The sequence below is a fragment of the Paenibacillus pasadenensis genome, from assembly GCF_002864175.1.
Lineage (GTDB): Bacteria > Bacillota > Bacilli > Paenibacillales > Paenibacillaceae > Paenibacillus_O > Paenibacillus_O pasadenensis.
Genome location: NZ_NFEZ01000003.1, coordinates 1,179,243 through 1,204,644, shown reverse-complemented (window position 1 = coordinate 1,204,644; position 25,402 = coordinate 1,179,243). Strand labels below are relative to the sequence as shown.

23 protein-coding genes and 1 pseudogene are annotated in these 25,402 nt (G+C 67.0%); 18 read left to right on the top strand and 6 right to left on the bottom strand.

Translation table 11 applies throughout. The features are described from left to right. Positions 1-10 precede the first annotated feature (10 nt). From B8V81_RS08900 to B8V81_RS08870, 7 genes and pseudogenes are all read left to right on the top strand, one after another. Entirely contained in the window at positions 11-793 is a 783-nt protein-coding gene (locus tag B8V81_RS08900) for an ABC transporter permease (RefSeq protein WP_101808174.1), read from the top strand. A gap of 275 nt (positions 794-1,068) precedes the next feature. Beyond that, a complete protein-coding gene (locus tag B8V81_RS08895) occupies positions 1,069-1,896 on the top strand; it encodes a nucleotidyltransferase domain-containing protein (RefSeq protein ID WP_244912732.1) in 828 nt (275 codons plus the stop codon). Between the two features lie 38 nt (positions 1,897-1,934). Continuing rightward, a pseudogene (locus tag B8V81_RS08890) lies at positions 1,935-3,170 on the top strand (RtcB family protein). An 81-nt stretch (positions 3,171-3,251) separates the two neighbouring features. Then, positions 3,252-3,905: a hypothetical protein gene (locus tag B8V81_RS08885; RefSeq protein ID WP_101808173.1), complete on the top strand. Its 654-nt coding sequence runs from the start codon at positions 3,252-3,254 to the stop codon at positions 3,903-3,905. A 286-nt stretch (positions 3,906-4,191) separates the two neighbouring features. Then, on the top strand, positions 4,192-5,142 hold the full coding sequence (locus tag B8V81_RS08880; protein ID WP_101808172.1) for a metallophosphoesterase family protein: 951 nt from the start codon (positions 4,192-4,194) through the stop codon (positions 5,140-5,142). Between the two features lie 201 nt (positions 5,143-5,343). Beyond that, positions 5,344-5,793: a VOC family protein gene (locus B8V81_RS08875; RefSeq protein ID WP_101808171.1), complete on the top strand. Its 450-nt coding sequence runs from the start codon at positions 5,344-5,346 to the stop codon at positions 5,791-5,793. A gap of 22 nt (positions 5,794-5,815) precedes the next feature. After that, positions 5,816-6,514 (top strand): SDR family oxidoreductase, encoded by a 699-nt coding sequence (locus tag B8V81_RS08870; protein ID WP_101808170.1) that lies wholly within the window; start codon positions 5,816-5,818, stop codon positions 6,512-6,514. A 143-nt stretch (positions 6,515-6,657) separates the two neighbouring features. Here the strand turns inward: B8V81_RS08870 and gdhA are convergent, their stop codons facing one another. Both gdhA and B8V81_RS08860 read right to left on the bottom strand, forming a co-directional pair. Further along, a complete protein-coding gene (gene gdhA, locus B8V81_RS08865; protein ID WP_101808169.1) occupies positions 6,658-8,028 on the bottom strand; it encodes an NADP-specific glutamate dehydrogenase in 1,371 nt (456 codons plus the stop codon). Between the two features lie 81 nt (positions 8,029-8,109). Further along, complete coding sequence (locus B8V81_RS08860) at positions 8,110-9,096, bottom strand: diaminopimelate dehydrogenase (protein WP_028598769.1); 987 nt, start codon at positions 9,094-9,096, stop codon at positions 8,110-8,112. Positions 9,097-9,378: 282 nt separating this feature from the next. On the opposite strand from B8V81_RS08860, the gene B8V81_RS08855 reads away from it, so the two are divergent. The 10 genes from B8V81_RS08855 (at position 9,379) to B8V81_RS08810 (ending at position 20,061) form a co-directional block, all read left to right on the top strand. Continuing rightward, complete coding sequence (locus B8V81_RS08855; RefSeq protein ID WP_101808168.1) at positions 9,379-10,296, top strand: TolB family protein; 918 nt, start codon at positions 9,379-9,381, stop codon at positions 10,294-10,296. Then, positions 10,293-11,087, top strand: coding sequence for a Nif3-like dinuclear metal center hexameric protein (locus B8V81_RS08850; protein ID WP_028598770.1), 795 nt, complete (start codon positions 10,293-10,295; stop codon positions 11,085-11,087). The genes B8V81_RS08855 and B8V81_RS08850 overlap by 4 nt, the downstream gene beginning before the upstream one ends. A 108-nt stretch (positions 11,088-11,195) precedes the next feature. Beyond that, positions 11,196-13,181, top strand: coding sequence for an EndoU domain-containing protein (locus B8V81_RS08845; protein WP_101808167.1), 1,986 nt, complete (start codon positions 11,196-11,198; stop codon positions 13,179-13,181). Positions 13,182-13,206: 25 nt separating this feature from the next. After that, the gene (locus B8V81_RS08840) at positions 13,207-13,530 is read left to right on the top strand and encodes a hypothetical protein (protein WP_101808166.1); all 324 of its coding nucleotides are present in this window, start codon (positions 13,207-13,209) and stop codon (positions 13,528-13,530) included. A 294-nt stretch (positions 13,531-13,824) separates the two neighbouring features. Next, positions 13,825-14,892, top strand: coding sequence for an ion channel (locus B8V81_RS08835; RefSeq protein ID WP_101808165.1), 1,068 nt, complete (start codon positions 13,825-13,827; stop codon positions 14,890-14,892). 123 nt (positions 14,893-15,015) lie between these two features. Next, complete coding sequence (locus B8V81_RS08830; RefSeq protein WP_101808164.1) at positions 15,016-15,696, top strand: bactofilin family protein; 681 nt, start codon at positions 15,016-15,018, stop codon at positions 15,694-15,696. A gap of 19 nt (positions 15,697-15,715) precedes the next feature. After that, on the top strand, positions 15,716-16,447 hold the full coding sequence (locus B8V81_RS08825) for a hypothetical protein (RefSeq protein ID WP_101808163.1): 732 nt from the start codon (positions 15,716-15,718) through the stop codon (positions 16,445-16,447). Positions 16,448-16,708: 261 nt separating this feature from the next. Next, a complete protein-coding gene (locus B8V81_RS08820) occupies positions 16,709-17,794 on the top strand; it encodes a glycosyltransferase family 4 protein (protein ID WP_101808162.1) in 1,086 nt (361 codons plus the stop codon). A 171-nt stretch (positions 17,795-17,965) separates the two neighbouring features. Beyond that, complete coding sequence (locus B8V81_RS08815; protein WP_101808161.1) at positions 17,966-19,354, top strand: RsmF rRNA methyltransferase first C-terminal domain-containing protein; 1,389 nt, start codon at positions 17,966-17,968, stop codon at positions 19,352-19,354. A gap of 107 nt (positions 19,355-19,461) precedes the next feature. After that, complete coding sequence (locus B8V81_RS08810) at positions 19,462-20,061, top strand: LA_3659 family protein (RefSeq protein ID WP_101808160.1); 600 nt, start codon at positions 19,462-19,464, stop codon at positions 20,059-20,061. 115 nt (positions 20,062-20,176) lie between these two features. Here B8V81_RS08810 and B8V81_RS25175 read toward each other — a convergent pair whose 3' ends face one another. Next, positions 20,177-20,323: a hypothetical protein gene (locus B8V81_RS25175; protein WP_180968404.1), complete on the bottom strand. Its 147-nt coding sequence runs from the start codon at positions 20,321-20,323 to the stop codon at positions 20,177-20,179. Positions 20,324-20,455: 132 nt separating this feature from the next. Between B8V81_RS25175 and B8V81_RS08805 the strand changes: the two genes are divergently transcribed. Further along, positions 20,456-23,029, top strand: coding sequence for a winged helix-turn-helix domain-containing protein (locus B8V81_RS08805; protein ID WP_101808159.1), 2,574 nt, complete (start codon positions 20,456-20,458; stop codon positions 23,027-23,029). 225 nt (positions 23,030-23,254) lie between these two features. Here B8V81_RS08805 and B8V81_RS08800 read toward each other — a convergent pair whose 3' ends face one another. The 3 genes from B8V81_RS08800 to B8V81_RS08795 form a co-directional block, all read right to left on the bottom strand. After that, entirely contained in the window at positions 23,255-23,920 is a 666-nt protein-coding gene (locus B8V81_RS08800; RefSeq protein ID WP_101808158.1) for an HAD family hydrolase, read from the bottom strand. An 18-nt stretch (positions 23,921-23,938) separates the two neighbouring features. Continuing rightward, on the bottom strand, positions 23,939-24,088 hold the full coding sequence (locus B8V81_RS25170; RefSeq protein ID WP_153784237.1) for a hypothetical protein: 150 nt from the start codon (positions 24,086-24,088) through the stop codon (positions 23,939-23,941). A 267-nt stretch (positions 24,089-24,355) separates the two neighbouring features. After that, on the bottom strand, positions 24,356-25,234 hold the full coding sequence (locus B8V81_RS08795) for an AraC family transcriptional regulator (protein WP_228551690.1): 879 nt from the start codon (positions 25,232-25,234) through the stop codon (positions 24,356-24,358). Positions 25,235-25,402 lie beyond the last annotated feature (168 nt).

Here is a 25,402-nt window from a genome sequence, read left to right as displayed (position 1 = left end):
GGAGACGGCTATGACCATCACGGACAAGACGAAACGGGTCCTGCTGCAGCTCGCCTTCTGGGCGGGGCTGCTGGCGCTGTGGCAGGGACTCGCCTCGGCCTACGGGCCGGAAATCCTGCCGGGGCCGGCGCAGACGGCGCGCGGCGGCTGGGAGCTGCTGGCGGACGGCACTCTGCCGTCGTACATCGGCATCAGCTTCACCCGGGTGCTGCTCGGCTGGAGCCTCGGCAGCCTGATCGCGATTCCGCTCGGCCTGCTCATCGGGCGGGTCGGAGCGATCCGCGCCTTCGCCGAGCCGTTCCTGAACTTTATCCGCTTCATCCCGCCGATCGCGTTCATCACGCTGTTCCTGATCTGGTTCGGCATCGGCGAGACGTCCAAGGTGATGCTCATCCTGTACGCGACGCTGTTCATCGTACTGCTCAATACGCTTACCGGCGTGCTGTCCGTGGAGGAGGACCGGATCCGCTCCGCGCGCAGCATGGGCGCATCCGACTGGCAGATCGTGCGTCATGTCGTCGTTCCGGCGACGGTGCCGTACATGTTCACCGGCATCCGGCTGGCGATGGGCACGTCGTTCATGGCGATCATCGGCGCGGAGATGATCGCCTCCAACGAAGGCGTCGGCTACCTCATCTGGAACTCGCGGCTGTTCTTCCGCACCGACTGGATCTTCGTCGGCCTCATCAGCCTCGGGCTGATGGGCTTCGTCACCGACCGCGCGGTGGCGCTGCTCGGACGCAAGCTGCTCGGCCGGTACGGCGTCGTGAGCACGGGCAGCCTGCGGCGGTAAAGGGGATGGAGCGGGCTTGCAGCAAAAAGCGCATGGAGTTTCCATGCGCTTTTTTGGCTTTCCTCTATTTTCGTTGCGGCAAAATCAAGTCGAGGTCAAGGGGGAGAGGCTCTTGCGGCGCATTAGGAATATAGAATCAACCTATTTGTATGATTAATCGCACCAGATGGCTTTCTGGCCGACGGCCTCGCCATACTTCCGCCCTGGTGCCCGCCGCTGGAATGAGGCATGATGGTGGCACGGAATCCGCGGAAACCGGAGAGAGGATGAAGAAGATGCAGGCATCAGCCATGATCCCCGAAGAACGCATCCACATCGAGCTGAAGCGCATCGAGTCGGAAGAAAAGGTCCGCATTCTATACGCCTGCGAGTCAGGCAGCCGCGCGTGGGGCTTTCCTTCGCAGGACAGCGATTACGACGTGCGCTTCCTGTACGCGCATCCGACGGAGTGGTACTTGAGCGTGCATCCGGGACGCGACGTCATCGAGCGGCCGATCTCGGAGCGGCTGGACCTCAGCGGGTGGGACATCCGCAAGGCGCTTCAGCTGCTCGCGAAGTCCAACCCGCCGCTGCTGGAGTGGCTGCATTCGCCGATCCGCTATCTCGAATGGGGCACGGTTGTCGGCAGCATGCGCGAGATGACGCCGGACCTGTATTCGCCGAGAAGCTCGATCCATCACTACCTCCATCTTGGGGAAGGCAACTTCCGCGATTACTTGCAGGGCGAGCGGGTACGGCTGAAGAAATACTTCTACGTATTGCGTTCGGTGCTCGCCTGCCAGTGGCTGGCAGAGCGCGGAGGCATTCCGCCGGTGGCGTTCCGCGAGCTGGTCGAAGCGCTGCTGCCGGCTGGAGAGCTGAAGGACACGGTCGAAGAGCTGCTGCGGCGCAAGCGAAGCGGAGAAGAAATGGACAGCGAGCCGCCGTTTCCGCTGCTGCACCGCTACCTGGAGCAGCGGCTCGTGGAGCTGAGAGAGCAGGCGGGACGGATGCCGCAGGCGGAAAAGCCGCCGGACAGCCTGCTGGACGCATGGTTCCGAGCGGCGCTTCGCGAGAGCGATGCCGCGCCTTGGACAGAACGGAGCGATCCTGCGCCACGCTGATTTTTCATAGGATTCAATTTCAAGGAGGCTGAACATTCATGGCGTATCAAGTCATCGACGGCGTATCCGTCTGGGGCGATCCCGACGAGAGCGCGCTGCAGCAGGCGAGAACCTGCGCCGCCCACGGCCGCGTCGTCAAGACGCTGCTCATGGCGGACCATCATAAAGGCTACAGCCAGCCGATCGGCGGCGTCGTCGCGTACGACGGGCAGATCTCGCCGTCGGGCGTCGGCTACGACATCGCCTGCGGCAACAAGGCCGTGCGCACGACGCTGCTCGCGAGCGACATCAAGCCGCGCCTCGGGCGCATCATGGACGGCATCGCGGCGAACGTCTCGTTCGGCGTGGGCCGAGTGAACGGCGAGCGCGTCGACCACGAGCTGTTCGACGATCCCGACTGGGACGTCTACCGGACCGTCGGCAAGCAGGAGCATGACAAGCTGAAGGCGCTGGCGCGGGACCAGCTCGGCACGGTCGGCAGCGGCAACCATTTTGTCGACTTGTTCGAGGAGGAAGGAACGGGCCGGCTGTGGGTCGCCAACCACTTCGGCAGCCGAGGCTTCGGCCATCGGACGGCGAGCGGGTTCCTGAACCTTGCGGCGGGACGCCGGTTCATGGACCGGGCGCCGGGCGAGAGCATGGACCAGCCGCCCGTGCTGCTGGAGCTGGCGGACGAGCTCGGCGACATGTACGAGCGGGCGATGCGGCTCGCCGGCCGCTACGCGTATGCGGGACGCGACTACGTGATGGACAAGGTGCTCGGCCTGCTCGGCCTGCTCGGCGCGGAGGCGGACTTCGCCGTGCACAACCACCATAACTTCGCTTGACGCGAGATGCATGAGGGCCGGGAGAGCGTCGTGGTCCGCAAAGGCGCGACGCCGTCGGCGCCGGGCCAGCTCGGCTTCATCGGGGGCAGCATGGGCGACATCTCCGTCATCGTGCGCGGACGGGATACGGACGAGAACCGCGACGCCTGCTGGAGCACCGTGCACGGCGCGGGCCGCGTCATGAGCCGCACGCAGGCGGCGGGCAAGATGAACTGGAAGACTCGCCGGCGCCTGGGCGGCGAAATCAGCGAGGAGCGGATGCGCGAGGCGGTGCGGGCTTATGGCGTCGAGCTGCGCGGCGCGGGCACGGACGAGAGTCCGTTCGTCTACCGGCAGCTGCAGCAGGTGCTGGATGCCCATGCCGGCACGATCGAGGTGCTGCACCGGCTGCGGCCGATCGGCGTCTGCATGGCCGGCGCGGATGAGCATGATCCGTACAAAGATTGAATTTCCCTCCAGATCTGCCGATAGATAGAAGGGCGCTTCGCAAGAAGCGGAATCTATCACCAGCCTGGAGGGTCTACGGAAATGAAACGAATCATCGGAGCCGCGGCAGCGGCTGCGCTGCTGACGATGGCGGCGGCATGCGGCGGCGGGAATTCCGAAAATGGCGGGAACGAAGGCGCGGCATCGAGTCCGGCGCCGAGCTCGGCGGCATCCGCGGCGCCGGCCGCATCCCCGGCCAAGGGCGTCGAAGTCGACAAAGGGCTGCTGAACCACGAGATCACGCTGCCGGCTTCTTTTTTTGAAGGCCAGGAGCTCGACGCGGCCATCGAGGCCGCCAAGAAAAACGGCGTGACGGACGTGAAGCGCAACGAGGACGGCTCCGTCACCTACAAGATGCCGCGCAGCGTGCACGGCAAGATGATGGACGAGATGAAAGCCAGCCTGCTGACGTCGATCGACGAGCTGAAGGCCGGAGAGACGTTCCAGTCGGTCAAGGACATCGAATACAGCAAGGACTTCTCGGAGTTCACGCTGATCGTCGACCAGGCGAAGTTCGAGGGCTCGTTCGACGCGTTCGCGGCGATAGGCGTGGCGCTTCCGGCGATGTACTACCGGCTGTTCGACGGCGTGCCGCAGGACGAGAACAAGGTGACCGTCAAGATGCAGGATCAGGCGTCGGGCGAAGTGTTCCAGACGGTCGTCTATCCGGACGCGATGGAAGCGATGGGCCAATAGCGCGACAGCTCAATAGGAACCGCATCGGAGCGCAAGCGCGTTTCGGGGACGGATAGGACGGATAGCAAAGCCGGGGCTTGGCAGACAAGCCCCGGCTTTTTGCCGTCTCCAGATCGGCCGCTCGGCCGCGCCGGCCGGATCGTCCGGAGCAGGCGGTCATGAGCCCGCGAGTGCCGCTTGCGGGCGTGCGGCGGGTTTGTCCTGACAGCGGCGCCGCGAACGGATACAATGATCCCAGGGCATCCAAACTTTTCCTCGGACGAGGAAGCCGGGAGGCGGAGCGGTCATGGAGAACAGGGAGAAGCAGCGGCTGGCGTTCCGGGAGGACGGCACGTTCACGATCGTGCAGTTCACCGACTTGCATTGGCAGAACGGAGAAGAGCGGGACCTGCGGACGCGGGCGCTCATGGAAAAGGTGCTGGAGGCGGAAAAGCCGGATCTGATCGTCTTCACCGGCGATCTCATCTACAGCGAGTCCTGCGCGGAGCCGCTCGAATCGGCCCGCCAGGCGACGGCTGCCGCTGGCGCGAGCGGCAGCCCTTGGGCAGCCGTGCTCGGCAACCACGATGCCGAGGCGGGCTCGGGCGTCACGCGCGAAGAGCTGCATCGGACGCTCATGGGACTGCCGGGCAGCCTGACCGGCGATACGCCGGGGGTGACCGGCTGCGGCAATTATGCGCTGGAGATCGACGGTCCGGGAGGAGGCGCGACGCTCTATTTCCTCGACAGCGGCGACTATTCCCGGCAGCCGGGCGTGCCCGGGTACAGCTGGCTCGCGCGCGACCAGGCGGAATGGTACGCCTCGCGCTCGCGCGAGCGAGCGAGGCAGGCAGGGGGCGCGGCGCCTCCGGCGCTGATGTTCTTCCACATCCCGCTGCCGGAGCATGCCGAGGCGTGGGAGGCGGAGGGCTGCCGCGGAGAGCGCCATGAGGCGGTCTGCTGCGCCGGCGTGAACGGCGGTATGTTCGCCGCGCTGCTCGAGGGCGGCGACGTGTCCGGCGTATTCGTCGGACATGACCATATCAACGACTACGTCGGCGAGCTGCACGGCATCTCGCTCGGCTACGGCCGGGCGACCGGGTATGCGACCTACGGCAAGGAAGGCTTTCCGCGCGGCGCGCGCGTCATCCGGCTGACCGAAGGGCGGCGGGACTTCGACAGCTGGCTGCGCCTCGAGGGCGGGGAGCAGGTCCGGCAGGCGCCGGCGAAGCGGCCGGCGGCCGGCGAAAAGGCCTAGGACGCCGAAAATACGAACCGAATGAGGCGGCGGACGAGGAGCTCGAACGCCGCCTCTTCCTCTTTCGGCTACGCTTTTTTCCTGCGAAGAAACCGTTATCATCGCGCTGCCGCTATGCTATACTGGCGCAGAAGCTGGGCTCGGACGGCGCCGGATGCGCCAAACGAGCCTAACAACAAGCATCCCAAGGGAGGAATCACCATGTCCGGACTGCTCGGCACGAACGTCATCACCCAAATCGGCATTCTCGTCCATGACATCGACAAGACCAGCCGCGTCTACGCGGACTTTTTCGGGATGGACGTCCCGCCGGCGATCCTGACGGACGCGCCGGAGATCGCGCGCACCGAGTTCGAGGGAGCGCCGAGTCCGGCCCGCGCCCGGCTGGCTTTCTTCGACATGGGCTCCCTGCAGATGGAGCTGATCGAGCCGGACGAGCATCCGAGCACGTGGCGCAACGACTTGAACGAGCACGGAGAGGGCGTCCACCACATCGCGTTCCAGATCGCCGGCATGGCCGAGAAGATCTCCGTGCTGGAGGGCAAGGGCTACGCGCTGCAGCAGAAGGGCGAGTATACCGGCGGGCGCTACGCCTACATGGACACCGCGCCGGACCTGAAGGTGCTCGTCGAGCTGCTGGAGAACGACTAGACGGCAAAGGGAGGATCCTGACATGAACATCCTGATTACCGGAGCGGGCCGCGGGCTCGGCCTGGAGCTGGCGGCCGAGTGCCTGGGGCGCGGCCACCATGTGCTGGCGGGGCTGCGCCGGCCGGAGCAGCCGAGCCCGGAGTTCCGGGCGCTGGCTGACCAGCATGGCGAGCGGCTGGAGCCGGTCCGGCTCGACGTCGCGGACGAGGCGGGCATCGCCGAGCTGGCCGCGCGGCTGAGCGGACAAGGGCGGCAGCTCGGCGCGATCGTCAACAACGCGGCCGTCCTGGAGGCTCGCGAGACGCCGATCGAGCGGCTCGATCTCGCCTTCATGGAGTCGACGATGGACATCAACCTGTACGGTCCGATGCGCGTCGCCAAGCATCTGCTGCCGCTGCTGACCGAACCGGACGCGGCGCTGATCAACATCTCCTCCGAGGCGGGCAGCATGACGAACGCCTATCCCGGCGATTATCCGTACACGCTGTCCAAAGCCGCGATGAACCTGCTCACCGAGCAGCTGTCGCGCGTGCTCGCCGAGCGCGGGGCGATTGCGCTGAGCGTGCATCCGGGCTGGATGCGCACCGACATGGGCGGCGAGCAGGCCAAGCTCGATCCGCGCGAGAGCGCCCGCGGCATCGCCGACCTGATCGAGCGCCGCGTCGAGGCGCCGCCGGGCTTCCGCTTCGTCGACTATTTGGGGAGGCCGATGGCGATCTGATCCGGGCGGCGGGCGGCAGCAAGAGCGTCATCAGACGCGCGTCAAAACGCCGGGCCTTGTTCAGGCCCGGCTTGTTCGCGTTCTCCGCTTGAGCCCGCCGCTCGCGTCGAGCCCGCTGGCGGCCGCAGGCTCGGCGGCGGCCGCTACACGACGCCTTGCAGAATCATCGCATCGGCGACCTTCCGGAAGCCGGCGATGTTGGCGCCGGCGACGAGGTTGCCCTGGAAGCCGTAAGCTTCGGCGGCGTCGACGCTGTTGCGGTAGATGTCACGGATGATGGCGTGCAGCCTGCGGTCGACCTCCTCGAAGCTCCATGACAGACGCATGCTGTTCTGCGCCATCTCCAGGGCCGATACGGCAACGCCGCCGGCATTGGCCGCTTTGGCCGGGCCGAACAGCACGCCGGCCGCCAGCAGCAGATGCACGGCTTCGAGCGTGCACGGCATGTTGGCGCCTTCGGCGACGGCGATGACGCCGGCGCTCGCCAGCTGCCGCGCGGCGGCCGCGTCGAGCTCGTTCTGCGTGGCGCAAGGGAGCGCGATTTCGCATGGCACGCTCCAGATGCCGCCGCTGCCGGCATGGTAGGACGCATGCGGACGCTCGCGCACGTACTCGCTGATGCGGCCTCCCTCGGAGAGCTTGATCCGCTTGACGAGCTCGAGGTCGATGCCGCGAGGATCGACGATGTATCCCGCCGAATCGCTGCAGGCGACGACGAGGGCGCCGAGCTCCTGCGCTTTTTGCATGGCGTAGATCGAGACGTTGCCGCTGCCGGAGACGACCGTGCGCCGTCCGTCGAGCTCCAGGCCGCGCGAGGCGAGCAGCTCCTGCACGAAGTAGATGCAGCCGTAGCCGGTCGCCTCCGTCCGTCCGAGGCTGCCGCCGTACTGGACGCCCTTGCCGGTCAGCACGCCGGGCTCGTTGCCGCCGCGGATGCGCTTGTACTGGCCGAACATGTAGCCGATCTCGCGCGCGCCGACGCCGATGTCGCCCGCCGGCACGTCGACGTCGGGGCCGAGGTACTTCTGCAGCTCGGTCATGAAGCTCTGCGTGAAGCGCATGATCTCCAGGTCCGACTTGCCCTTCGGATCGAAGTCCGAGCCTCCCTTGCCGCCCCCGATCGGCTGGCCGGTCAGCGCGTTCTTGAACGTCTGCTCGAAGCCGAGGAACTTGATGATGCCGGCGTTGACGGTCGGGTGGAAGCGGATGCCGCCCTTGTACGGACCGAGTGTGCTGTTGAACTGCACGCGGAAGCCGCGGTTCACCTGCACCCGTCCCTGATCGTCCACCCACGGCACGCGGAAGGAGACGAGCCGGTCCGGCTCGACGAGGCGCTCCAGGATGGCATGCTTGCGATACTCCGGATGGCGGACGAGCACGGGCTCCATGCTTTCGAGAAATTCCTGGACGGCCTGATGGAACTCGGGCTCCTGGGGATTGCGCCGGACGACGCTTTCATAGACGGACTGCAGGTAGGCTCCGGCCTCGGAACCGGCGGACACGGAAAAGCTCATGATGAACGACCCCTTTGTCAAAGTAGTGGCGAATGCGTCTTGCCAGGAACTTGCGGACTTGCGGACTTGCGGAAGGAAGGCTTAAAGCAGCTCCCGGCGCAGCTGCTCCGGCGATTTGGGCGAGAGCAGGCCGAACGGAATGTCGAATACGGTGCGCGCCCCGGTCTGCCCCTGCTCCCGCAGGCGGCATACCGCGCGGGCGTAGGCGACGAGCACGCTCGCCGTGAACTCCGGGTTGCTGCCGAGCTTCAGGCCGAACTCCATGAGCTGGCCCGTGCCCTCGCCGGTGGAGCCGCTGCGGATGACGAAGCCCCCGTGCGGCATGCCGCTGTGATCGCGCTGCAGCTCCTCGTCCGTAATGAATTCCACCGTCGTGTCGTAGTCGGCAAAATAGTTCGGCATCGTGACGATCGCTTCGCGGATCGAAGCCCGGTCCGCGCCGGTCTCGGCGACGACGAAGCACTGCCGCAGATGCTTCTCGCGCGTCGCCAGCTCCGGCCGCTCTCCGCTGCGCACGCGCTCGACCGCGGCCTCGATCGGCACCGTGTACTGCACGCCGGCCTTCACGCCGGGGATGCGCCGGATGGCGTCGGAGTGGCCCTGGCTGACGCCTGTGCCCCAGAACGTATCGGTCGAGCCCTCCGGCAGGATCGACTCCGCCAGCAGGCGGTTCAGCGAGAACAGCCCCGGGTCCCAGCCGGTCGAGATGAGGCTGAGATTGCCCCCGGCCCGTGCGGCGGCATCGACCCGCTCGTAGAACTCCGGGATGCGGGCATGCGTGTCGAAGCTGTCCACGGTGCTGAATGCCGCCGCCAGCATCGGCGTCTGCTCCGGCAGATCGCTCGCCGAGCCTCCGCACAGGATCATGACGTCGATCCGGTCCCGGTACAGCTCGGCGTCCGCGATCGTTGCAAATACGGCATCGCCGCAGGCCGATTCCATCGAGGCAGGATCGCGCCGGGTGAAGATCGCGGCCAGCTCGAGATCGGCGTTTTGGCGGAGCGCTTTATGGACGCCTTTGCCCAGATTTCCGTAACCGACGATGCCGATTTTCCACTTTTTGTTCATCGTTTTCGCCCCTTTTTCAGTCAATCTGTCTTGTGCAGGCATTAGGAGGAGGATAGACAAAGTTGACATCACATGTCAATGGTTTAAAGCGAAAAAGCTTGATTTCATTCTTTTCCGATCGTGTGACGGGTCCTTGATCCGCTCGCAATCGGGTCTTATCGGACCGTAAAAGAAAACCGTGATCAGCGCGTTGTCGCTGTGCTATACTGGCGCAAAGCTCGACTTGCCGCGAGGGCGGCCGACGGCGATTTGAATCCGAGCCGGGACAAGGAGGAGAACGAGATGTTTCCCCATGAGGAAGGCCTGCGCCTGGCGCAGGAGCGGGGCGTGACGAGCGTGCTGGAGACGGTCGACGTCTCCACGGGCGCGCGCCGCGCGAGGGCCGAGTTCGAGGCGCTGATCGAAGCGCCCAACTGGACGCCCGACGGCAAGCGGCTCATCTTCAACAGCGGCGGCAGGCTTTATGCCTTCGAGCTGGAGGGCGGAGCGGTCGCCGAGATCGGGAGCGGCTTCGCGGACCGCTGCAACAACGACCATGTGCTGTCGCCGGACGGACGCCGGATCGCGGTCAGCCATCATACGGAGGGGGACGGCCGCTCGCGCGTCTACGTTCTGCCGGTCGAAGGCGGGGAGCCGCGGCTCGTCACGCCGCTCGGGCCGAGCTATCTGCACGGCTGGTCGCCCGACGGCCGGACGCTCGCCTACTGCGCCGAGCGCGGCGGCGCCTACGACATCTACGTCATCGGCTCGGACGGCGGCGAGGAGCGGCGCCTCACCGACGCTCCGGGACTCGACGACGGGCCGGAGTACGCGCCGGACGGCCGAATCTGGTTCAACAGCACGCGCTCCGGGCTCATGCAGCTGTGGCGCATGGAGCCGGACGGCGGCGGGCAGCGTCAGATGACGTTCGACGAGCATCGCAACAGCTGGTTCCCGCATCCTTCTCCGGACGGACGGCTCGTCGCCTATCTCGCCTACCGCGCGGGAGACGTCGAGCCGGCCGACCATCCGCCGAACCGGCAGGTCGAGCTGCGCCTGCTGCCGGCTCTAGGCGGCGAATCCCGGCTGCTGGCCGAGCTGTTCGGCGGTCAGGGCACGATCAACGTGAATTCATGGTCGCCGGACAGCCGCGAGCTTGCTTTTGTCAGCTACCGGCAGGCCGGCGGAGAGATGGGGAAAGAGAAGGGGGAACGGACATGAGCGGACTTGCCATCGGAGAGGCGATCGCGCGCATCCAGCGGGAAGCGGGCGTCAAGCCGGAGGAGGGGACCGTCGACACGCTCAAGACCGGCGATCCGACGCAGCCGCTGCGCGGCGTGCTCGTCTGCTTCACGGCGACGGCGGACGTCATCCGCGCGGCGGCGGCAAGCGGCGCGAACCTGATCGTCACCCACGAGCCGACCTGGTACAACCATCGCGACGAGACGGACGGGCTGGAGGACGATCCGGTCTACCGAGCCAAGCGCGCGCTCGTCGACGAGCACGGCATCGCCATCTGGCGCTTCCACGACGACTGGCATCGCCGCCGGCCGGACGGCATCCAGGAAGGCATGCTGCGCCGGCTCGGCTGGCCGGCTCCGACGGACGGCGGACACGGCGCCGTCGTGCAGCTGCCGGAGCAGACCGTGCGCGAGCTGGCGGCGCAGCTCAAGGAGCGTCTGGGCGTGCCGTACGTGCGCGTCGTCGGCGATCCGGACTGGACCGTCTCGCGCATCGCCATGCAGGTCGGCGCGCCGGGCGGAGAGCGCCAGCTGCGGGCGGCTGCGCGCGATGATGTCGACGCCGTGCTGTGCGGCGAGACGGTCGAGTGGATGACATGCGAGTACGTCCGCGACGCGGCGCTGCTCGGCCGCCGGCGGGCGCTGCTCGTCGTCGGGCATTTCCATAGCGAGGCCGCCGGCATGGAGCATCTGGCCGACTGGATTGCTCCGCTGCTCGGCGGCGCGCCCGTGGCGTACGCGCCAAGCGGCGACCCTTACCGCTACCTGTAAGCGCGGAGAGGCGCTTCGGACGGTCATCGTTTCATCTTTTCCCGAATGTGGTAATGATTAGGCGAATTTCATCGCTGCTCATCCCATTCAGGCGAAGAGGAGGAAGAGATGATCGGACAGCGTATGAAGTGGCGCAGCGGGCTGCGCTCGCATGTCGAGCGGCTGCTCGGCGGAGCCGGGCGCTGGCTCGCGAAGCATCCGTACGTCCTGCATCTGTACGCCCTGCTTTCCTGGGCGGCCTTGCTTTATTTCCTGAGCACCCTGTTCTTCTATCCCGAATCCCGCAAGCTGGGCGTGCAGTACCTGTGGTCGATCTACGTCCTGCTGCAGTTCTGGTGGCTGTGCCGGAGCAAGACGCTTTCCTGGCGCTCGGTCATGCTGTTTTTCCTGGCCGGCGCCTGGCTCATCGTCCCGCTCACCGGGTTCACGGTCAGCCTGCTGACCGCCTGGACGGGCAGCGATACGGGCGACCTGTGGAGCCGCGCCTTGCTGACGCCGATCGCCGAGGAGGTCGTCAAGCTCTTGCCGCTGGCGGCTTACCTGCTGTTCTCCCGGCGCGCCTCGGCGCTCAGCCTCGGGGACTACGCGCTCATCGGCGGCGCGGTCGGGGCGGGCTTTCAGTTCATGGAAGAGACGGCGCGCCGCTGGACGACCGGACACATCTTCCCTTACGGCTACAGCTGGATCAGCGGCAAGTTCATCCACTGGAACGTCGGCGAGCTGTTCCCCGGCTACCTGCAGCTGACCCGCGGCCCGGCGTACATCAGCTACAGCCACGCGATGCTGGGCAGCCTCGCGGCGCTCGGGGTCGGCCTGGCGATCCGCTTCCGCGGCAAGCTGAGAGGCGCCGCTCCGGCGGTGCCGGCCGCGCTGCTCGCCCTAGCGATCTTCGACCATGCGGCCTACAACGCCAGCTACGACTTGCCCGACATTCTGCAATGGATCGGGGATCGGACCGGCAACGGCCATGCGACCAAGCCGCTTTATCTGCTGCTGCTTGCCGGCGCGGTCGGGTACGACTACGTCCAGCTGAACCGCATCCGCGACCGGCTGCCGATGCTGGAGCGGGAACGATGGCTCGATCCGCTGAGCGAGCTCGCCCGCAGCGGCGCCGCCTTGTTCTTCCGGCGCGGACGGTTTCGGGAGCAGCTGACGTTTTTCCGGGAGCGCAAGCGGCTCGGCTGCACGCTGCTCTACGGCAACGAAGAGGCGCTCGGCGCCGAGCCGGACATTCGCCGCGAGACGCGGCGGCTGGCCGCGCTGCTGGGAGCCGCCGCGCTGCTGCTGGCGGCGGCCTCGCTCCACCTCCATGCGCTGCTGCAGGCGCCGGATGCGGCGCACGGCTGCTTCGCCTGCATGTTCGAGGATCTGCAGCAGTGGTGGGACCGGCGTTCCTTCTGGGAAAAGACAGCCATGGCGGCGGGCATGCTCGCGCTATCCCTGCTGTTTCTGGAGCTCTGGCCGGCGATCGGCCTGATCTCGACCGTGACCGGCCTGTTCGGCAGCGGCGCGACGATCGGCGCGTTCCTGCGCGATCCGCGCAGCTTCCTGACGCCGGGGCGGCTCGCCGCGCTCGGCGTCGATCTGGCGCTGAGCCGGATCCCGCTCGGCCGGCTCGCGAAGCGCATTCCCGGCCGGTTCGGCGAGTGGCTGCGCAAGCATCTCGACGCGCGGACCGTCGAATACGACATCGCCAAGCTGCAGAACACGTCCCGTTTCCGCGCGGGGGCGCTGGAGCATATTCTCGATGGCGAGCTCAACCGCCGCGGGCGGGGCGTCGGCTACCACTACGAGGGGATGCCGACCGCTCGCGGGCGGGTCATCCCTGGCACGGAGTCGCCTCCGAACGCGCACGGCGTCTATCAGGCGCAGGTCGAGATCGACGGCGTGCCGAAGACGGGCAACCAGGGGATGTCGACCTTTTTCCCGAAAGACATGAGTCCGCAGCAGATCGTCGACTCCATCAACGAGGCGTTCGCGAACCAACGCCATGTGACGGGCAACACGTACACGGGCACGACCTCGTCCGGCATGCGGATCGACATGTATCTGGACCGGAGCGGCAGCATCATCTCGGCCTTCCCGCATTATTGAACGGCAAAGGAGACGAACGATAGCGATGAAGTACCCCTATGCGATCGAAAAATTGAACCACGGCGGGCAGGAGCTGACCGTCATGAGGCTGCCGGCGGAGCTCTCGCTCGTCGAGACGTTCCTGTTCACCGACGTCAATCGGGCGAGCGGGCCGCAGTATCTGGACGCGATCGGCGCGGTGCTGCGCGGCGAGTCCGACGGGCGCGAGCTCTCGGGCAACGCCTGCACGCTGGAGATCGGCCGGGAGCGGACGCGGGTCGTCGATGAGCTGGCCGACGAGGACAGCTGCTGCGAGCTGGAGACAGAGGAGCTGCAGCGGCTGATCGAAGCGTGGATGCGGGAGATTTAGGCTCGGGCGCAGCGGCCCGGTCCGTTGGAGGCGTGGACGGCGCTCGCGGCGGAATGAAGGAGAGAAGGGCTGATCAACAGCCCTTTTTTGCGTTGTCTGCTAGGGCGTGGGAGAGGATGTTGATCAGCCTGCTGGACGGGTCGCTGGCGGATTGCTGCAAAAGGCGCCTATCATTTAATGGGATTCAACTTTCGTATAATTAGGAACAAGGCGCCGGAAGGGTTTCCATCCCTTTCCTTCGAATGGTAGAAAGGATTACCGCATCCAGGCTTGCCGAGAGAAAGGATCGATTTCATGCTGTTTTTCTACCAAGCGTTCCGCAAGATCGTCAGGCTTGACGGCCGGACGCTCGCCGTGTTCGCGGCGATTTTTTTCCTCCTCAGCCCGTTCGTCATTCAGGCGCTGGAGCCGGAGAAGTTCACGAGCTGGTTCCGCTCGCTCTGGTGGGTGATCGTGACGGCGACGACGGTCGGCTACGGCGATTATTTCCCGGTGACCGCTCCGGGCATGGTGTTCGGCATCGTCGTCATTTTCATCGGATTGTTCCTGATCGGCTCCATCGTCGGCAAGACGACGGAGAATTTCGTGAGCTGGAAAAAGCAGAGGGAGGAAGGCAGATTGGCTTACCAAGGCAAGGATCACTACGTCGTCATCGGCTGGTCGGAGGAAAAGATCCGCGACATGATCGAGGAGCTGCTGCTCGCCGATCCGGCGCGGGAGGTCGTGCTCGTCGCCAAGCTGGAGAAGACGCCGATGGCGGAGCATCGCGTCCATTACATCCAGGGCGACGCCACGGAGTACGCGACGCTGGACCGAGCGAACGTCTGCGCGTGCAAGGCGGTCGTCATCTTTTCCCCGGAGGGCGTGCATAATTCGTCGTTGGCGGACGGCCATACGCTGCTGATCGCGACGACGCTGGAGAGCTATGCGGCCCGCCAAGGCAAGGAGATCTACACGATCGCGGAGATCCTCAAGGAAAGCCACCGCCACAGCTTCCGCCATGCGAAGGTGGATGAGCTGATCCTGTCGCAGCAGTCGATCTCCCATCTGATCGCCAGCTCCACGGTGAACCAGGGCTCGTCGCGCCTGTTCATGAACCTGATGAGCAAGGACAGCGGGGACGAGCTGTACGCGATCGCCAAGCGGCCGGAATGGCGCGTCTACAACGATGCTTACGAATGGCTGAAGGCGCGCGGCGCGCTGCTCGTCGCCGACGGCGACGACACGGGCATCATCCGCCGGCTCGGCGACACGATTCCGGAGCAGGCGCGGCTGTTCATCATCGCCGATACGGCGACGTACGAGGCGCTGGCTCTAACGGGGGCGAGCGAGAAGGCGTCCGTAACGAGAGAGCGGAATTGACCGCAGCGCCCCCGCCACCCCGCCTTCTGCCCGACTTCCGGCTCCGCCTGCGGGCCGATGCCCGGCTGCGGACAGCGTGATAAGCTGAGTCCATATCAGTCTATTTGAAGGGAGAATGGTCTTATGAACAGCGATACGGGCAGGGAGATTCGGCTGGCGGGCATCGGCACGGTGGAGGGCGGCAGGGCGGAGCGCACGATCATCGACGGCATGGGCAAGGTGACGGGCGACCTCGACAGCGGAGCGGTCATCGTGAACGGTCAGGCGACGTTCAAGGGCTCGGTGCAGGCGGAGCACGCGGAGATCAACGGTCTGGCGGGCATTCACGGCGGATTGAGGACGAAGAAATGCCGCGTGGAGGGCAAGCTGACGGTAGAGGAATCGCTGGAAGCGGACGAGGCGGCGGTCAACGGCAGCCTCACGGTGCACGGACCGTGCCGAATCGGCCGCCTGCTGTCGCACGGCAAGCTTCAGCTTGACGCGCTGAACGGCGACGAGATCCGGCTGGAGCTTCAGGGCGGCAGCAGCATCCGCGAGCTGTCGGCCCGCTTCATCCAGACCAAGGCCTCGAGCAGCGACCTGCACGGCTGGCAGAAGCTGCTGCCGCTGCCCGCCATCCAGAACCGGCTGCTGGCGCAGACGATCGAGGGCGAGGAGATCGTCTTGGAGCATGTGACGGCGAGCCTCGTGCGCGGGGTCAAGGTGCGGATCGGTCCAGGCTGCGAGATCGGCCGGGTCGAGTACACGGAGCAATTCGAGCGGCATGCGGATGCGCGCGTCGACAGCGAAGTCCGTCTGACCTGATCGAGAGGGGGAGTGCCGCATGGCGGCGAAAACTCATGACGAGCCGCGCCGCCTGTCTCTGACAGGGACAGGCGCGACTGGCGGCGGCAGCTATGAGAAGGCGCGCGTGCTCGGCGACGCCGTCGTGCACGGGAGCCTCGACTGCGTGCAGCTGGCCGTGACCGGCACGATGCGCGTGCACGGCGAGCTGAACGCGCTCAAGGCCAGCATCACCGGCACGATCTCCGCAGAGGGACTGTCGATCGGCCGCCTGCGGCTGACCGGCGAGCTGGCTTCCCGCGACGCCGCTTCGGTCCGCGAGCTGATCGGCACGGGCTCGATTACGGTGCAGGAGCGGCTGCATGTCGACCGCCTGCGCCTCAGCGGAGAGCTGCAGGCGATGAGCTGCGACGCTTCGGACATTCATTTGCGCGGCAAGGCCGCCGTGCCGGGCCGGCTGGACGCCGGCAGCATCGAGCTGCAGCTGTACGGCGACTCGTCCGTCGGCGAGCTGGTCGGAGACCGGATCGAGGTCAGCCGCCCGGCCTGGTGGACGAGGCTGTTCGGGATCTTTTTCCGGCCTTCGCGGCAGGCCCGCTTATCCGCCCATCACATCGAGGGGGCTGTCGTCCGGCTGGAGCATACCCGCGCGCACACCGTGCGCGGAGGCAGCGTGACGGTGGGCGACGGCTGCGAGATCGGAGCGGTCGAATATACGGAGGAGCTGATCGTGCATCCCGGCGCGGTCGTGAAGGAGCGGCGGCGGATCTAGCATCCGGCCGCCTTTTTTAGTTTCCGAACGGTCGCAGCCCCCGCCGGCCGACGGAGCCTAGGAGTAGAATCGCCGCAGCTCGGAAAACGAGCTCCTCAAGCCGTTTCCGCATCGTTCTCCCTCCCTCTCGATACGCCCATCCCGCACGGGCGGCGCGGAGCCGAGCATATACTGGCAGCAACCTGTTTTTACGACTGGAGGTGCGGGCCCGATGGTCCACCAGCTCGCGAATACGCTCCGCCCCTGCGGAGACGAAGGGCGATGAAGCTGCTGCTCGTCTTCTCGACGCCGAGCGGGGGCATGGAGACGCTCAACCGCATCCGCTCCCGGGCGCTCGCCGCAAGCGGCGTCGACTGCCACGTCCTGTATACGAACGAAGGGAGCGGCCTGCAGAACGCCCCCGGCGCGACCGTGCTCGTCTACCGCGAAACGGCAGACATCCTGGAGCTGATCCGCCGGGAGGGCTACGACATGATCGTCGTCTGCTCGCATGTCGTCCTGCTGGAGCAGATCCGGCTCAGCGGCTACGCGGGACGCCTCGTGTTCGAGGTTCAAGGGCTCGGCACGCCGCAGCAGGCCGAGGAATTCCTGCGCAACTACGGCAGCGTGCTGCGCTTTTGCGCGGACGGCCTTTTGTACCCCGTGACGGGCCATCTGCAGGCGATGTTCGGCGGCGCTTATCCGGAGCTGCCGCAGTTCTGCTTCGACGATCCGCTCGACACGGACAGCTTCGGCTACTCGCGCTTCCCGGTCGTGCCGTACCCGATCCTCGGCTGGATCGGACGGATCGAGCCCAACAAGAACTGGCGCGAGCTCGCGGCGATCGCGGAAGCGCTCGTGCCGGCTTTCCCGCAGCTGGCGCTGTGGATGTTCGAGGATGCGAGCCTGTACGATCCGGTCGAGCGCCAGTCGTTCGACCAGTGGCGCCAGACCTCTCCCGTCGCCGGGCGGCTGACGCTGCGCTCCAACGTGCCGCATTCGCAGATGGCTGATTATCTTAGCCTGATCGGCGATTCGGGCGGGCTGCTCGTCTCCTGCTCGATCCGCGAAGGCTTCGGCTACGCGGTCGCGGAGGCGCTGCTCTGCCGCTGCCCGGTGCTGGCGACCGACTCCGGCGGGGTGGCGCGCTTCATCTCGCCTGGTCAGACGGGGGAGCTGTACCCGCTCGGCGACATCGGCGCGGCTGCGGCCGGCGCCTACCGCCTCATGCAGGACGTCGCCTATCGGGAGAGCATCCGCGTCCAGGGCGAGCGCCATATCCGCGAGCGCTTCTCGGCTGCGGCCTATGTCGCTCATTTCCGCGCGATGCTCCAGGCGATGCAGGCGGTCCAGCCCAAGCGGCCTTGAGGCTCGGGACGGGGGCTCTCGCCCCGCTTCCCGCCTTCGGACCGCTCCGGCCTCGCCCGGCTGCGGCGGCCTTACGGCGCTTCGGCCTTGCGCCGAAGGGGCTCGCCCGGTAGAATGGTCGTAGTTTTTTCCGGCGGCTCGCCGCCAGGCATCGACCCGAGGTGAGTGATCATGATTGTTCCGGCTTCCTTCGAATCGCGCATGAAGGACCTGCTGCAAGATGAATACGAGGCGTTCCGCCGCAGCTACGAGCAGCCGCGGGCGCAGGCGCTGCGCGTCAATACGCTCAAGCTTTCGGCCGAGGATTTCCTCGCCGTCCAGCCGTTCCGGCTGGAGCCGGTGCCGTGGGCTCCGGCAGGCTTCTATTATGATGGCGAAGAGGACCGTCCCGGCCGGCATCCGTGGCATGAGGCGGGCCTCTATTACATTCAGGAGCCGAGCGCGATGGCCGTCGCCGAGCTGGCCGCTCCGCAGCCGGGCGAGCGCGTGCTCGATCTATGCGCCGCGCCCGGCGGCAAGACGACGCATCTGGCCCAGCTGATGCGGGGCGAGGGGCTGCTCGTCGCCAACGAGCCGCATCCGGCGCGGGCGAAGATCCTGTCGCAGAACGTGGAGCGCATGGGCGTCCCGCATGCGGTCGTGACGAGCGAGCTGCCGGATCGGCTGTCGCCTCGTTTCCCGGCCTTTTTCGACCGGATCGTCGTGGACGCTCCATGCTCCGGCGAGGGCATGTTCCGCAAGGACCCGGACGCCTGCGCGCAGTGGAGCCCGGACCATGTGCGGCTATGCGCGGCGCGGCAGGAAGACATCCTGCGCCATGCGGCGCTCATGCTGCGTCCCGGCGGCACGCTCGTCTACTCCACCTGCACGTTCGCTCCGGAGGAAAATGAAGGCGCCATAAGCCGCTTCCTGCGGGAGCATCCGGAGTTCTCCGTCGCGGCCGCGCAGAGGCAGGACGGCTTCGGGAGCGGCCGGCCCGACTGGACCGCCGACCCCGCGCCGGGACTGGAGCATACGGTGCGGATCTGGCCGCATCGGACGCGCGGCGAGGGCCACTACGCCGCGGTGCTGCGCAAGGCGGAGGAGGCGCCTGCGGGCGGCGCCAAGCTGAAGCTGGAGACGGGCCTGCGGCGGGACAAGCTGCCGGAGCCTTTTCTGCGCTTCGCCGAAGAGTCGCTCGCGGAGCAGCCGCAAGGGAGGATGCTCCTGTTTGGCGACCAGCTGTACGCGCTGCCGGAGGGCATGCCGGAGCTCGCGGGGCTGAAGGTGCTGCGGCCGGGCTTGCATCTCGGCACGCTCAAGAAGAACCGCTTCGAGCCGTCCCACGCGCTGGCGCTGGCGCTCCGGCCGAGCCAGGCGCGGCATGCCGCCGACCTGCCGCTCGGCTCGGCGGAGCTGGCGGCCTACCTGCGAGGCGAAGCGATCGCGGGCGGCGGAGCGAAGGGCTGGCAGCTCGTGCTCGCTTCCGGCTATCCGATCGGCTGGGGCAAGCTGGCGGACGGGCAGCTCAAGAATCATTTTCCGAAAGGGCTGCGCTGGACGGGAGTCCCGGCGAAATAGCCCGGAATGCCTCATTCGAAACGGGAACAAGTGTTCGAAATGCGACTAGGCAATTTCCCGTTCGCAGGGTATACTGGACTAAGTCAAGCATTCGGGAGGGCAGAGCGATGGAGCAGATGCTGGAGCGGATCATGTCGACGCTGGAGGGAATGAACGGCCGCTTCGATCGAATCGACGAACGGTTGGACAAGATGGATCAGCGCTTGGATAAGATGGACGAGCGTTTGGAGGCGGTCGAGCAGCGTCTTGACGGCATGGACCAGCGTCTGGGAGCGGTCGAGCAGCGTCTGGACGACGTAGACCAGCGTCTTGGGGCGGTCGAGCAGCGTCTGGACGGCGTGGACCAGCGTCTTGGGGCGGTCGAGCAGCGTCTGGACGGCGTGGACCAGCGTCTTGGGGCGGTCGAGCAGCGTCTGGACGGCGTGGATCAGCGTCTGGGAGCGGTCGAGCAGCGTCTGGACGACGTGGACCAGCGGCTGGGTCGCCTTGAAGAAGACGTCGATTCGCTTCAGACCCAGGTCGCGACGCTGAACGGACAGGTCTTTTCGCTCCACGAAAAGGTGGATGCCTACCATCTGGAGAATATTGCCGCAGACGAGAAGCTGATGAGCGAGATCATTCCCCTCCGTGGAAATGTAGAATTCCAGGATCATAAGATCATGCAGGTGGAGAAGGAGATGTTCTTCCTCAAGAAACAGCATGCTTGAGCCGGGTTCCTTACGAGGACAGCTCGGCACTGCGCATTATCATCGCTCCAAGATGTGCCCCGACAGCGGGACGAAGCAGAGGCCGCCTCCGCTTCGTCCCGTTTCGCTTTCCGGCTCAATGAAGCTGAAGCCCCGCCGCCACGTTGATCGTGAACGAGCCGCTGGCCGCCGGCCGCCAGCCGTCAGCTCCGGCCGCGACCATCAGGATGAGGCCGCCCAGCAGCGCCGCCGCGGCGAATCCCGTCCATGATTTCATCGTCATAGGTGCAGCTCCCTTCTCGATCTGACGCTCCATTCGAGCCGGCCGCCGGCAGGACGGCGATTGACGGGGGTTAACAGGAGCGGCGCGGAATGGCGATGTAAGAAGGAAAAGAAATCCGTTCAGGAGGTTCTCATGGATGTTCAAACAGGCTGGCGGCCTCCGCTCGCCAAAATAACGAAGCCGCAAGGCGGACTCGCCGGACTGACGGCCCGCCCCCGGCTGATCCGGATGCTGGAGCAAGGCGCCTCCTGCCGGCTCGTGACCGTCTGCGCCCCCGCCGGCTACGGCAAGACGACGCTGCTCCGCCAGTGGGCGGAGCAGGCCGGCCGCCCTGTCGCTTGGCTGTCGCTCGACGAGGCGGATGACGACGCTCCGCGCTTCTGGCGTCTGGTCGCGTTCGCTCTTGCGCAGGCGCTGCCGCCGAATTCGCTGCGACGCAGCCTTCCGCTCAGCTCGGCGCTGCCATCCTTGTCCGTTTCGGCTTTTCTGGACGCCCTCATCGGCGAGCTGGCGGAGGCCGGGGGCCGGATCGTCCTGGTGCTGGACGACATCCATCTCATCCGGGATGCGGGCATCCTGGAGCCGCTCGGCTACTGGCTCCGCTACTTGCCGCCAGGCGCCGCCGTCGTAGCGGCAGGCCGCTCGGCGCCGCGCGTCGGCGGCTCCAGATGGGCGGCCGAAGGCAAGCGGCTCGACCTGTCGGCGGCGGAAATCGCTTTCACCGAGGACGAGGCGGGCGCGTACCTGGACGCGGCGTTTCCCGGCACGTTCACTCCGGCCCAGCAGCTCCGCCTGCATCAGGCGACGGAAGGATGGGCGGCCGGCCTCCAGCTGTCGGGACTGTCCGGCGCGGCATCGCTCGGCCTCGAAGCGGGCGGGGAGGAGCTGGCGGCGTTCCTTATGGAGGAAGCCTACGGCCGCTTGCCGGATGAGCTGAAGCAGTTCCTGCTCCGTTCGGCGCTGCCGGAGCGGATCGACTCGGAGCTGGCTGCGGCCGCGGCAGGATGCGGCCGGGAGGAGGCGGAGGCGCTGCTCGGCCGCGTGCGGCGCGACAGCCTGTTCCTGCTGCCGGCCGGAGCGGATGGATGGCATCGCTACCATGCGCTGTTCCGCGGCTTCCTGCTGAGGCGGCCGGAGCTGTCCGACTTCAGCCGCCGGGACGCGCTGCAGCGCTGCGCCCTGGAGCTCGATCGGCGGGGGCTGGCTGCGGAGGCGATCGGCTGCGCGCTGAGCGCCGGCGACGGCAAGTGGAGCTCGGACAAGCTCGATGCCTTTGCCGCGCAGGCGCTGCGGCAGGGGGAGGGGCGCAGCCTGCTCGGCCTGCTGGAGCGGCTGGCGGAGCTGCGCGAGCTGACCGCCGAGCAGCAGCTGCTGCAGGCCTATCTGCTGGCTGTCGGCGGGAGCTTCGAGGCTGCCGGAGCGGCGATGGCGGGAGCGCGGCGCATCGCCGAGCGCCTTGAGCCGGGCCAAGAGCGGAGCCGGCTGAGCAGCGGACTGCTGTTCGTCGAGTCCAACCGCATCTTCTTCGGCGGACGCTTCGAGCTGTGGCAGCAGCTGGCGGACCGCGCGGGCAGGGAGCTGCTGCCGGCGGAGGGGATGTATTTCAACGTCGACTTCAACCGCTCGGAGCCTCAGGTAAGGCGCGCGGACATCGGGATGAAGGGCGTGCTGAGTCCCGATACGGAGGCGATCGGCCGCCAGTTCGCCGGGATGCTGGATGAAGGCGGCTGGGGCGGCAGCCTGGTGAGCCTGTACGTGAGGCTTGCGCTGGCTGAAGGCTACTTCGAGTGGAATCGGCTGGAGGAGTGCCGGACGCTGCTCGCAGGCGTGCAGCAGGACCGGTCCGCGCGCCTGACAGCCGGCCTGGCGGTGCCCGCGGCCATCCTGCAGGCCCAGCTCGATGCCGCCGACGGCAAGCTCGACGCCGCCTTGAATGAGCTGCTTGCCGCCGAGCGGCTGGAGGCGGCGCTGGAGCCCCAGTGGCAGGCGGGCCTCATCGCGGCGAGAGCCCGGCTGCTGCTGCAGGCCGGGCAGCCTGCGGCGGCCGGGAAGGCGCTCGCCTCGCTCGGCCTTCCCGGCAAGGAGCCGCCGGCTTACCATCGCGAGTTCGAGCTTATGACGCTGGTCCGCCTGCTGCTGAGCCAGCGCAGGCTGGAGCGGGCGCTGCGCCTGCTGGACGCCTTGGAGCGGCTGCAGCGGCGCGAGGGGCTTGTATCGGGACTGGCGGAGACCGCTGCGCTGCGGGCGCTCGCGGAGCAGGGCAGAGGCCGCCAGACGGAGGCGCTGCGGGCAATCGGACAGGCGCTGGCCATCGGGGAGGCGAACGGCTACGTCAGGCTGTTCGTCGCCGAAGGCGCGCCGATGCGCAAGCTGCTTGCCGCGTTCCGGGCCCGCGCTGACGGGCCGCCCAGCGGCAGCGAGCCGCGGAGCGCTTATGTCGAGCGGCTGCTGGGCGCGTTCGATTACGCCCCGCCGCGCGTGCTGGAGGCTGCTGCGCCGCTGGCGGAGCCGCTGACGGAGCAGGAGCTGATCCTGCTCCGCCATCTGGCGGACGGCGCCGCCAACCGCGAGATCGCGGACAGCCTCGGCTTGACGCCCGGCACCGTCCGCGTCTACCTGTCGCGGCTGTACGCCAAGCTCGGCGTCGCCTCGCGGCTGCAGGCCGTGCACGCGGCGCAGGAGCTGCGGCTGCTGCGCGGAAGCTAGAGGATCGTCCGCGCGCCGGGGCATTTCGGCGGCCGACGGCGAGAGCCGACGAGGGCGCTACGGCGGCCGTCCATCCGGAAATTGCACTCTAGCGGCAAGACAGCGCCAGGAAGCGCCGCTGGCGCAGACGCCTCTCGGGCAGCTCGATTGCAGCCGCCCTGATTGAAAAAGGCTGTTCCCCGTCCGTCGGACGGAAGGAACAGCCTTTTTCAATTCACAGATCGTCTAAGGCTGCGCCAGCCCTAGCCCCAGCTCCGCGAGCGGGATGTCGGCGATCGAGCCGACGATCCAGTCGGCCTCGGACAGATCCTGCTGGCCGGAGTTCGGGTTGCGCAGTCCGATCGCGCGCATGCCCGCCGCCTTGGCGGCGCGGACTCCGTTGCGCGAATCCTCCAGCACGACGCAGGCGTCCGGCGACACGCCCAGCTGACGAGCCGCTTCCCGGTACACATCCGGCGCGGGCTTGCCCATCGGCACTTCCTCGCCGCTGACGATGCAGCCGAATTTGTCCAGCAGGCCGAACTGGCCGAGCACCGCCTCGATGAAGACGCGCGGCGAGGACGAGGCGACGCCGATCCGCACGCCAGCGGCGAGCAAGGCGTCGATCAGCTCCGCGATGCCGTCCATCGCGGTCAGGCCGCTGGCGGCCAGCGCCTCCAGCTTGCGGTTCATCTGGAGCTCGATGATTTCGGCGATGGAAGGCTCGAAGCCGAACTGAGCCCGCAGCCGCTTCCACATTTCCGGATTGGTCATGCCGACGTAAGGCTCCAGCCCGTGCTGGTCGATTTCCGCGCCGAGCGCGCGGACCGTTTCGATGTCGACGGCGAAGTGCAGCGGCTCACTGTCGATGATGACGCCGTCCATGTCGAACAAAAAGGCTTGCTGAGTCATATCTACATTCCCCCCGAGTTAGTCGCGATGCTTGAATGGGTGGTGTCGTTCGCTCTCCGAAGCGTCCGGCGCAGCGAATGCGCGCCAGTCGATGCCGGCGGCCAGGCTGAGCAGCAGCGTCCAGAGCAGATAAGCGGCGGCCGCCAGCAGCAGCAACATGCCGAACACCGGGCCGGGCATTTCCCCCCGGTCGGCGAACGGCACGGAGAGCAGCAGGCTTGCCGCGGCGAGATGGAGCAGCAGGCGCAGCGCGGCCCTGCTCGCGCCGGCTATGCGGACGCGCCGGCTTTTCGAATCGAATCGGTGCTTGCCGCTAATGCGGATCCCTCCTTTGTTGGGGGAGAAGAGGCGCCGGCCGCTGTGATCGGCGTCCTCTTCTTTCCTCGTACACTGCGCCTGCGGACGCGAGCCTCCTCCAGCCGGGCCGCCGCTAGCTCAAGTCCGGCTCACGACCGGGATCCACAGCTCGTTGCGGTTCTCCTCCGGCGGGAGATACGCCTCCACCGCAGGCAGACCCGCCAGCTCGTAGCCGGCGGAGGGCACCCATTCGCGGTAAAAGCGGCTCCAGACTTCCTGCAGCGCCTCCGGCGGTCCGGCCGCCTCGAACACCGCCCACAGCGAGGCGGGAAACTCCAGCTCGCGCCAGCCCTCCGGCAAGGCCTCGCGAGAGACGCAGCCGAGGATGTAGTCGAAGCGCTCCCCCTCGCCCCAGCTGCCGCCGGCGCAGATGCCGAGGATGCCCGGCGGCCGCCCGCCCGGCTCTCCCAGCTCGAGGAAGCGCGCGAACGCTCCTTCCGCGGCGGCTTTCTGCCATAGCTGCGGCACCTCCGAAAAGGCCTCGCTCATCTGCACGCTCGTGCCCATCCCGATCGCGCGGAACGCGGGCAGCTTCTCCATCCGATAATTCATGTCAGATCCTCCCTGAGCTTCGAATCGAAAGGCGAGGCGAGGGAAGGCCAGCAGACGCGCTCCGGGCCGCCGCGCCTCGGAAGGCGAGAGGCCGTGCTGCTGGCGGAACGCTCGGGCGAATGCTTCCGGCGACTCGTAGCCGTAGCGCAGCGCGATGTCGATCACCTTGCCTCCTTCCGCCTGAAGGTCGGCCGCCGCGAGCGTCAGCCTGCGCCTGCGCACGTAATCCGCGAGCGTCATGCCCGCGAGATAGGAGAACATCCGCTGAAAATGATAGGCTGGGCAGCCCGCCCGGCGCGCCGCCTCGGCATAGGAAACCTCTCCGCGGAGGCCGCTCTCGAGGCACTCGACCGCTTCATTCATCTTGCTGGACCAATCCATGCTCCACGACCTTTCGTTCTTCAAGCCTACCAGGCTTCTACGCCGCTGTGCCTAGCATCAGACGCGCGTCTGCGGCTAGCCCGCATCGCCAGCCAAGGCAGCCGTTCCTTCTATTCTGCTCTCCCCCCGGGCCTATCCGCAACTATTTCGCTTGACGCGGAGTATACATTCGATTAATATCTAATTAGATTA

Excerpts from the sequence above, each read along its gene's own strand:
- B8V81_RS08900 (WP_101808174.1), top strand. The coding sequence starts at position 11 with ATGACCATCACGGACAAGACGAAACGGGTCCTGCTGCAGCTCGCCTTC.
- B8V81_RS08895 (WP_244912732.1), top strand. The coding sequence starts at position 1,069 with ATGCAGGCATCAGCCATGATCCCCGAAGAACGCATCCACATCGAGCTG.
- B8V81_RS08885 (WP_101808173.1), top strand. The coding sequence starts at position 3,252 with ATGAAACGAATCATCGGAGCCGCGGCAGCGGCTGCGCTGCTGACGATG.
- B8V81_RS08880 (WP_101808172.1), top strand. The coding sequence starts at position 4,192 with ATGGAGAACAGGGAGAAGCAGCGGCTGGCGTTCCGGGAGGACGGCACG.
- B8V81_RS08875 (WP_101808171.1), top strand. The coding sequence starts at position 5,344 with ATGTCCGGACTGCTCGGCACGAACGTCATCACCCAAATCGGCATTCTC.
- B8V81_RS08870 (WP_101808170.1), top strand. The coding sequence starts at position 5,816 with ATGAACATCCTGATTACCGGAGCGGGCCGCGGGCTCGGCCTGGAGCTG.
- gdhA (WP_101808169.1), bottom strand. The coding sequence starts at position 8,028 with ATGAGCTTTTCCGTGTCCGCCGGTTCCGAGGCCGGAGCCTACCTGCAG.
- B8V81_RS08860 (WP_028598769.1), bottom strand. The coding sequence starts at position 9,096 with ATGAACAAAAAGTGGAAAATCGGCATCGTCGGTTACGGAAATCTGGGC.
- B8V81_RS08855 (WP_101808168.1), top strand. The coding sequence starts at position 9,379 with ATGTTTCCCCATGAGGAAGGCCTGCGCCTGGCGCAGGAGCGGGGCGTG.
- B8V81_RS08850 (WP_028598770.1), top strand. The coding sequence starts at position 10,293 with ATGAGCGGACTTGCCATCGGAGAGGCGATCGCGCGCATCCAGCGGGAA.
- B8V81_RS08845 (WP_101808167.1), top strand. The coding sequence starts at position 11,196 with ATGATCGGACAGCGTATGAAGTGGCGCAGCGGGCTGCGCTCGCATGTC.
- B8V81_RS08840 (WP_101808166.1), top strand. The coding sequence starts at position 13,207 with ATGAAGTACCCCTATGCGATCGAAAAATTGAACCACGGCGGGCAGGAG.
- B8V81_RS08835 (WP_101808165.1), top strand. The coding sequence starts at position 13,825 with ATGCTGTTTTTCTACCAAGCGTTCCGCAAGATCGTCAGGCTTGACGGC.
- B8V81_RS08830 (WP_101808164.1), top strand. The coding sequence starts at position 15,016 with ATGAACAGCGATACGGGCAGGGAGATTCGGCTGGCGGGCATCGGCACG.
- B8V81_RS08825 (WP_101808163.1), top strand. The coding sequence starts at position 15,716 with ATGGCGGCGAAAACTCATGACGAGCCGCGCCGCCTGTCTCTGACAGGG.
- B8V81_RS08820 (WP_101808162.1), top strand. The coding sequence starts at position 16,709 with ATGAAGCTGCTGCTCGTCTTCTCGACGCCGAGCGGGGGCATGGAGACG.
- B8V81_RS08815 (WP_101808161.1), top strand. The coding sequence starts at position 17,966 with ATGATTGTTCCGGCTTCCTTCGAATCGCGCATGAAGGACCTGCTGCAA.
- B8V81_RS08810 (WP_101808160.1), top strand. The coding sequence starts at position 19,462 with ATGGAGCAGATGCTGGAGCGGATCATGTCGACGCTGGAGGGAATGAAC.
- B8V81_RS25175 (WP_180968404.1), bottom strand. The coding sequence starts at position 20,323 with ATGACGATGAAATCATGGACGGGATTCGCCGCGGCGGCGCTGCTGGGC.
- B8V81_RS08805 (WP_101808159.1), top strand. The coding sequence starts at position 20,456 with ATGGATGTTCAAACAGGCTGGCGGCCTCCGCTCGCCAAAATAACGAAG.
- B8V81_RS08800 (WP_101808158.1), bottom strand. The coding sequence starts at position 23,920 with ATGACTCAGCAAGCCTTTTTGTTCGACATGGACGGCGTCATCATCGAC.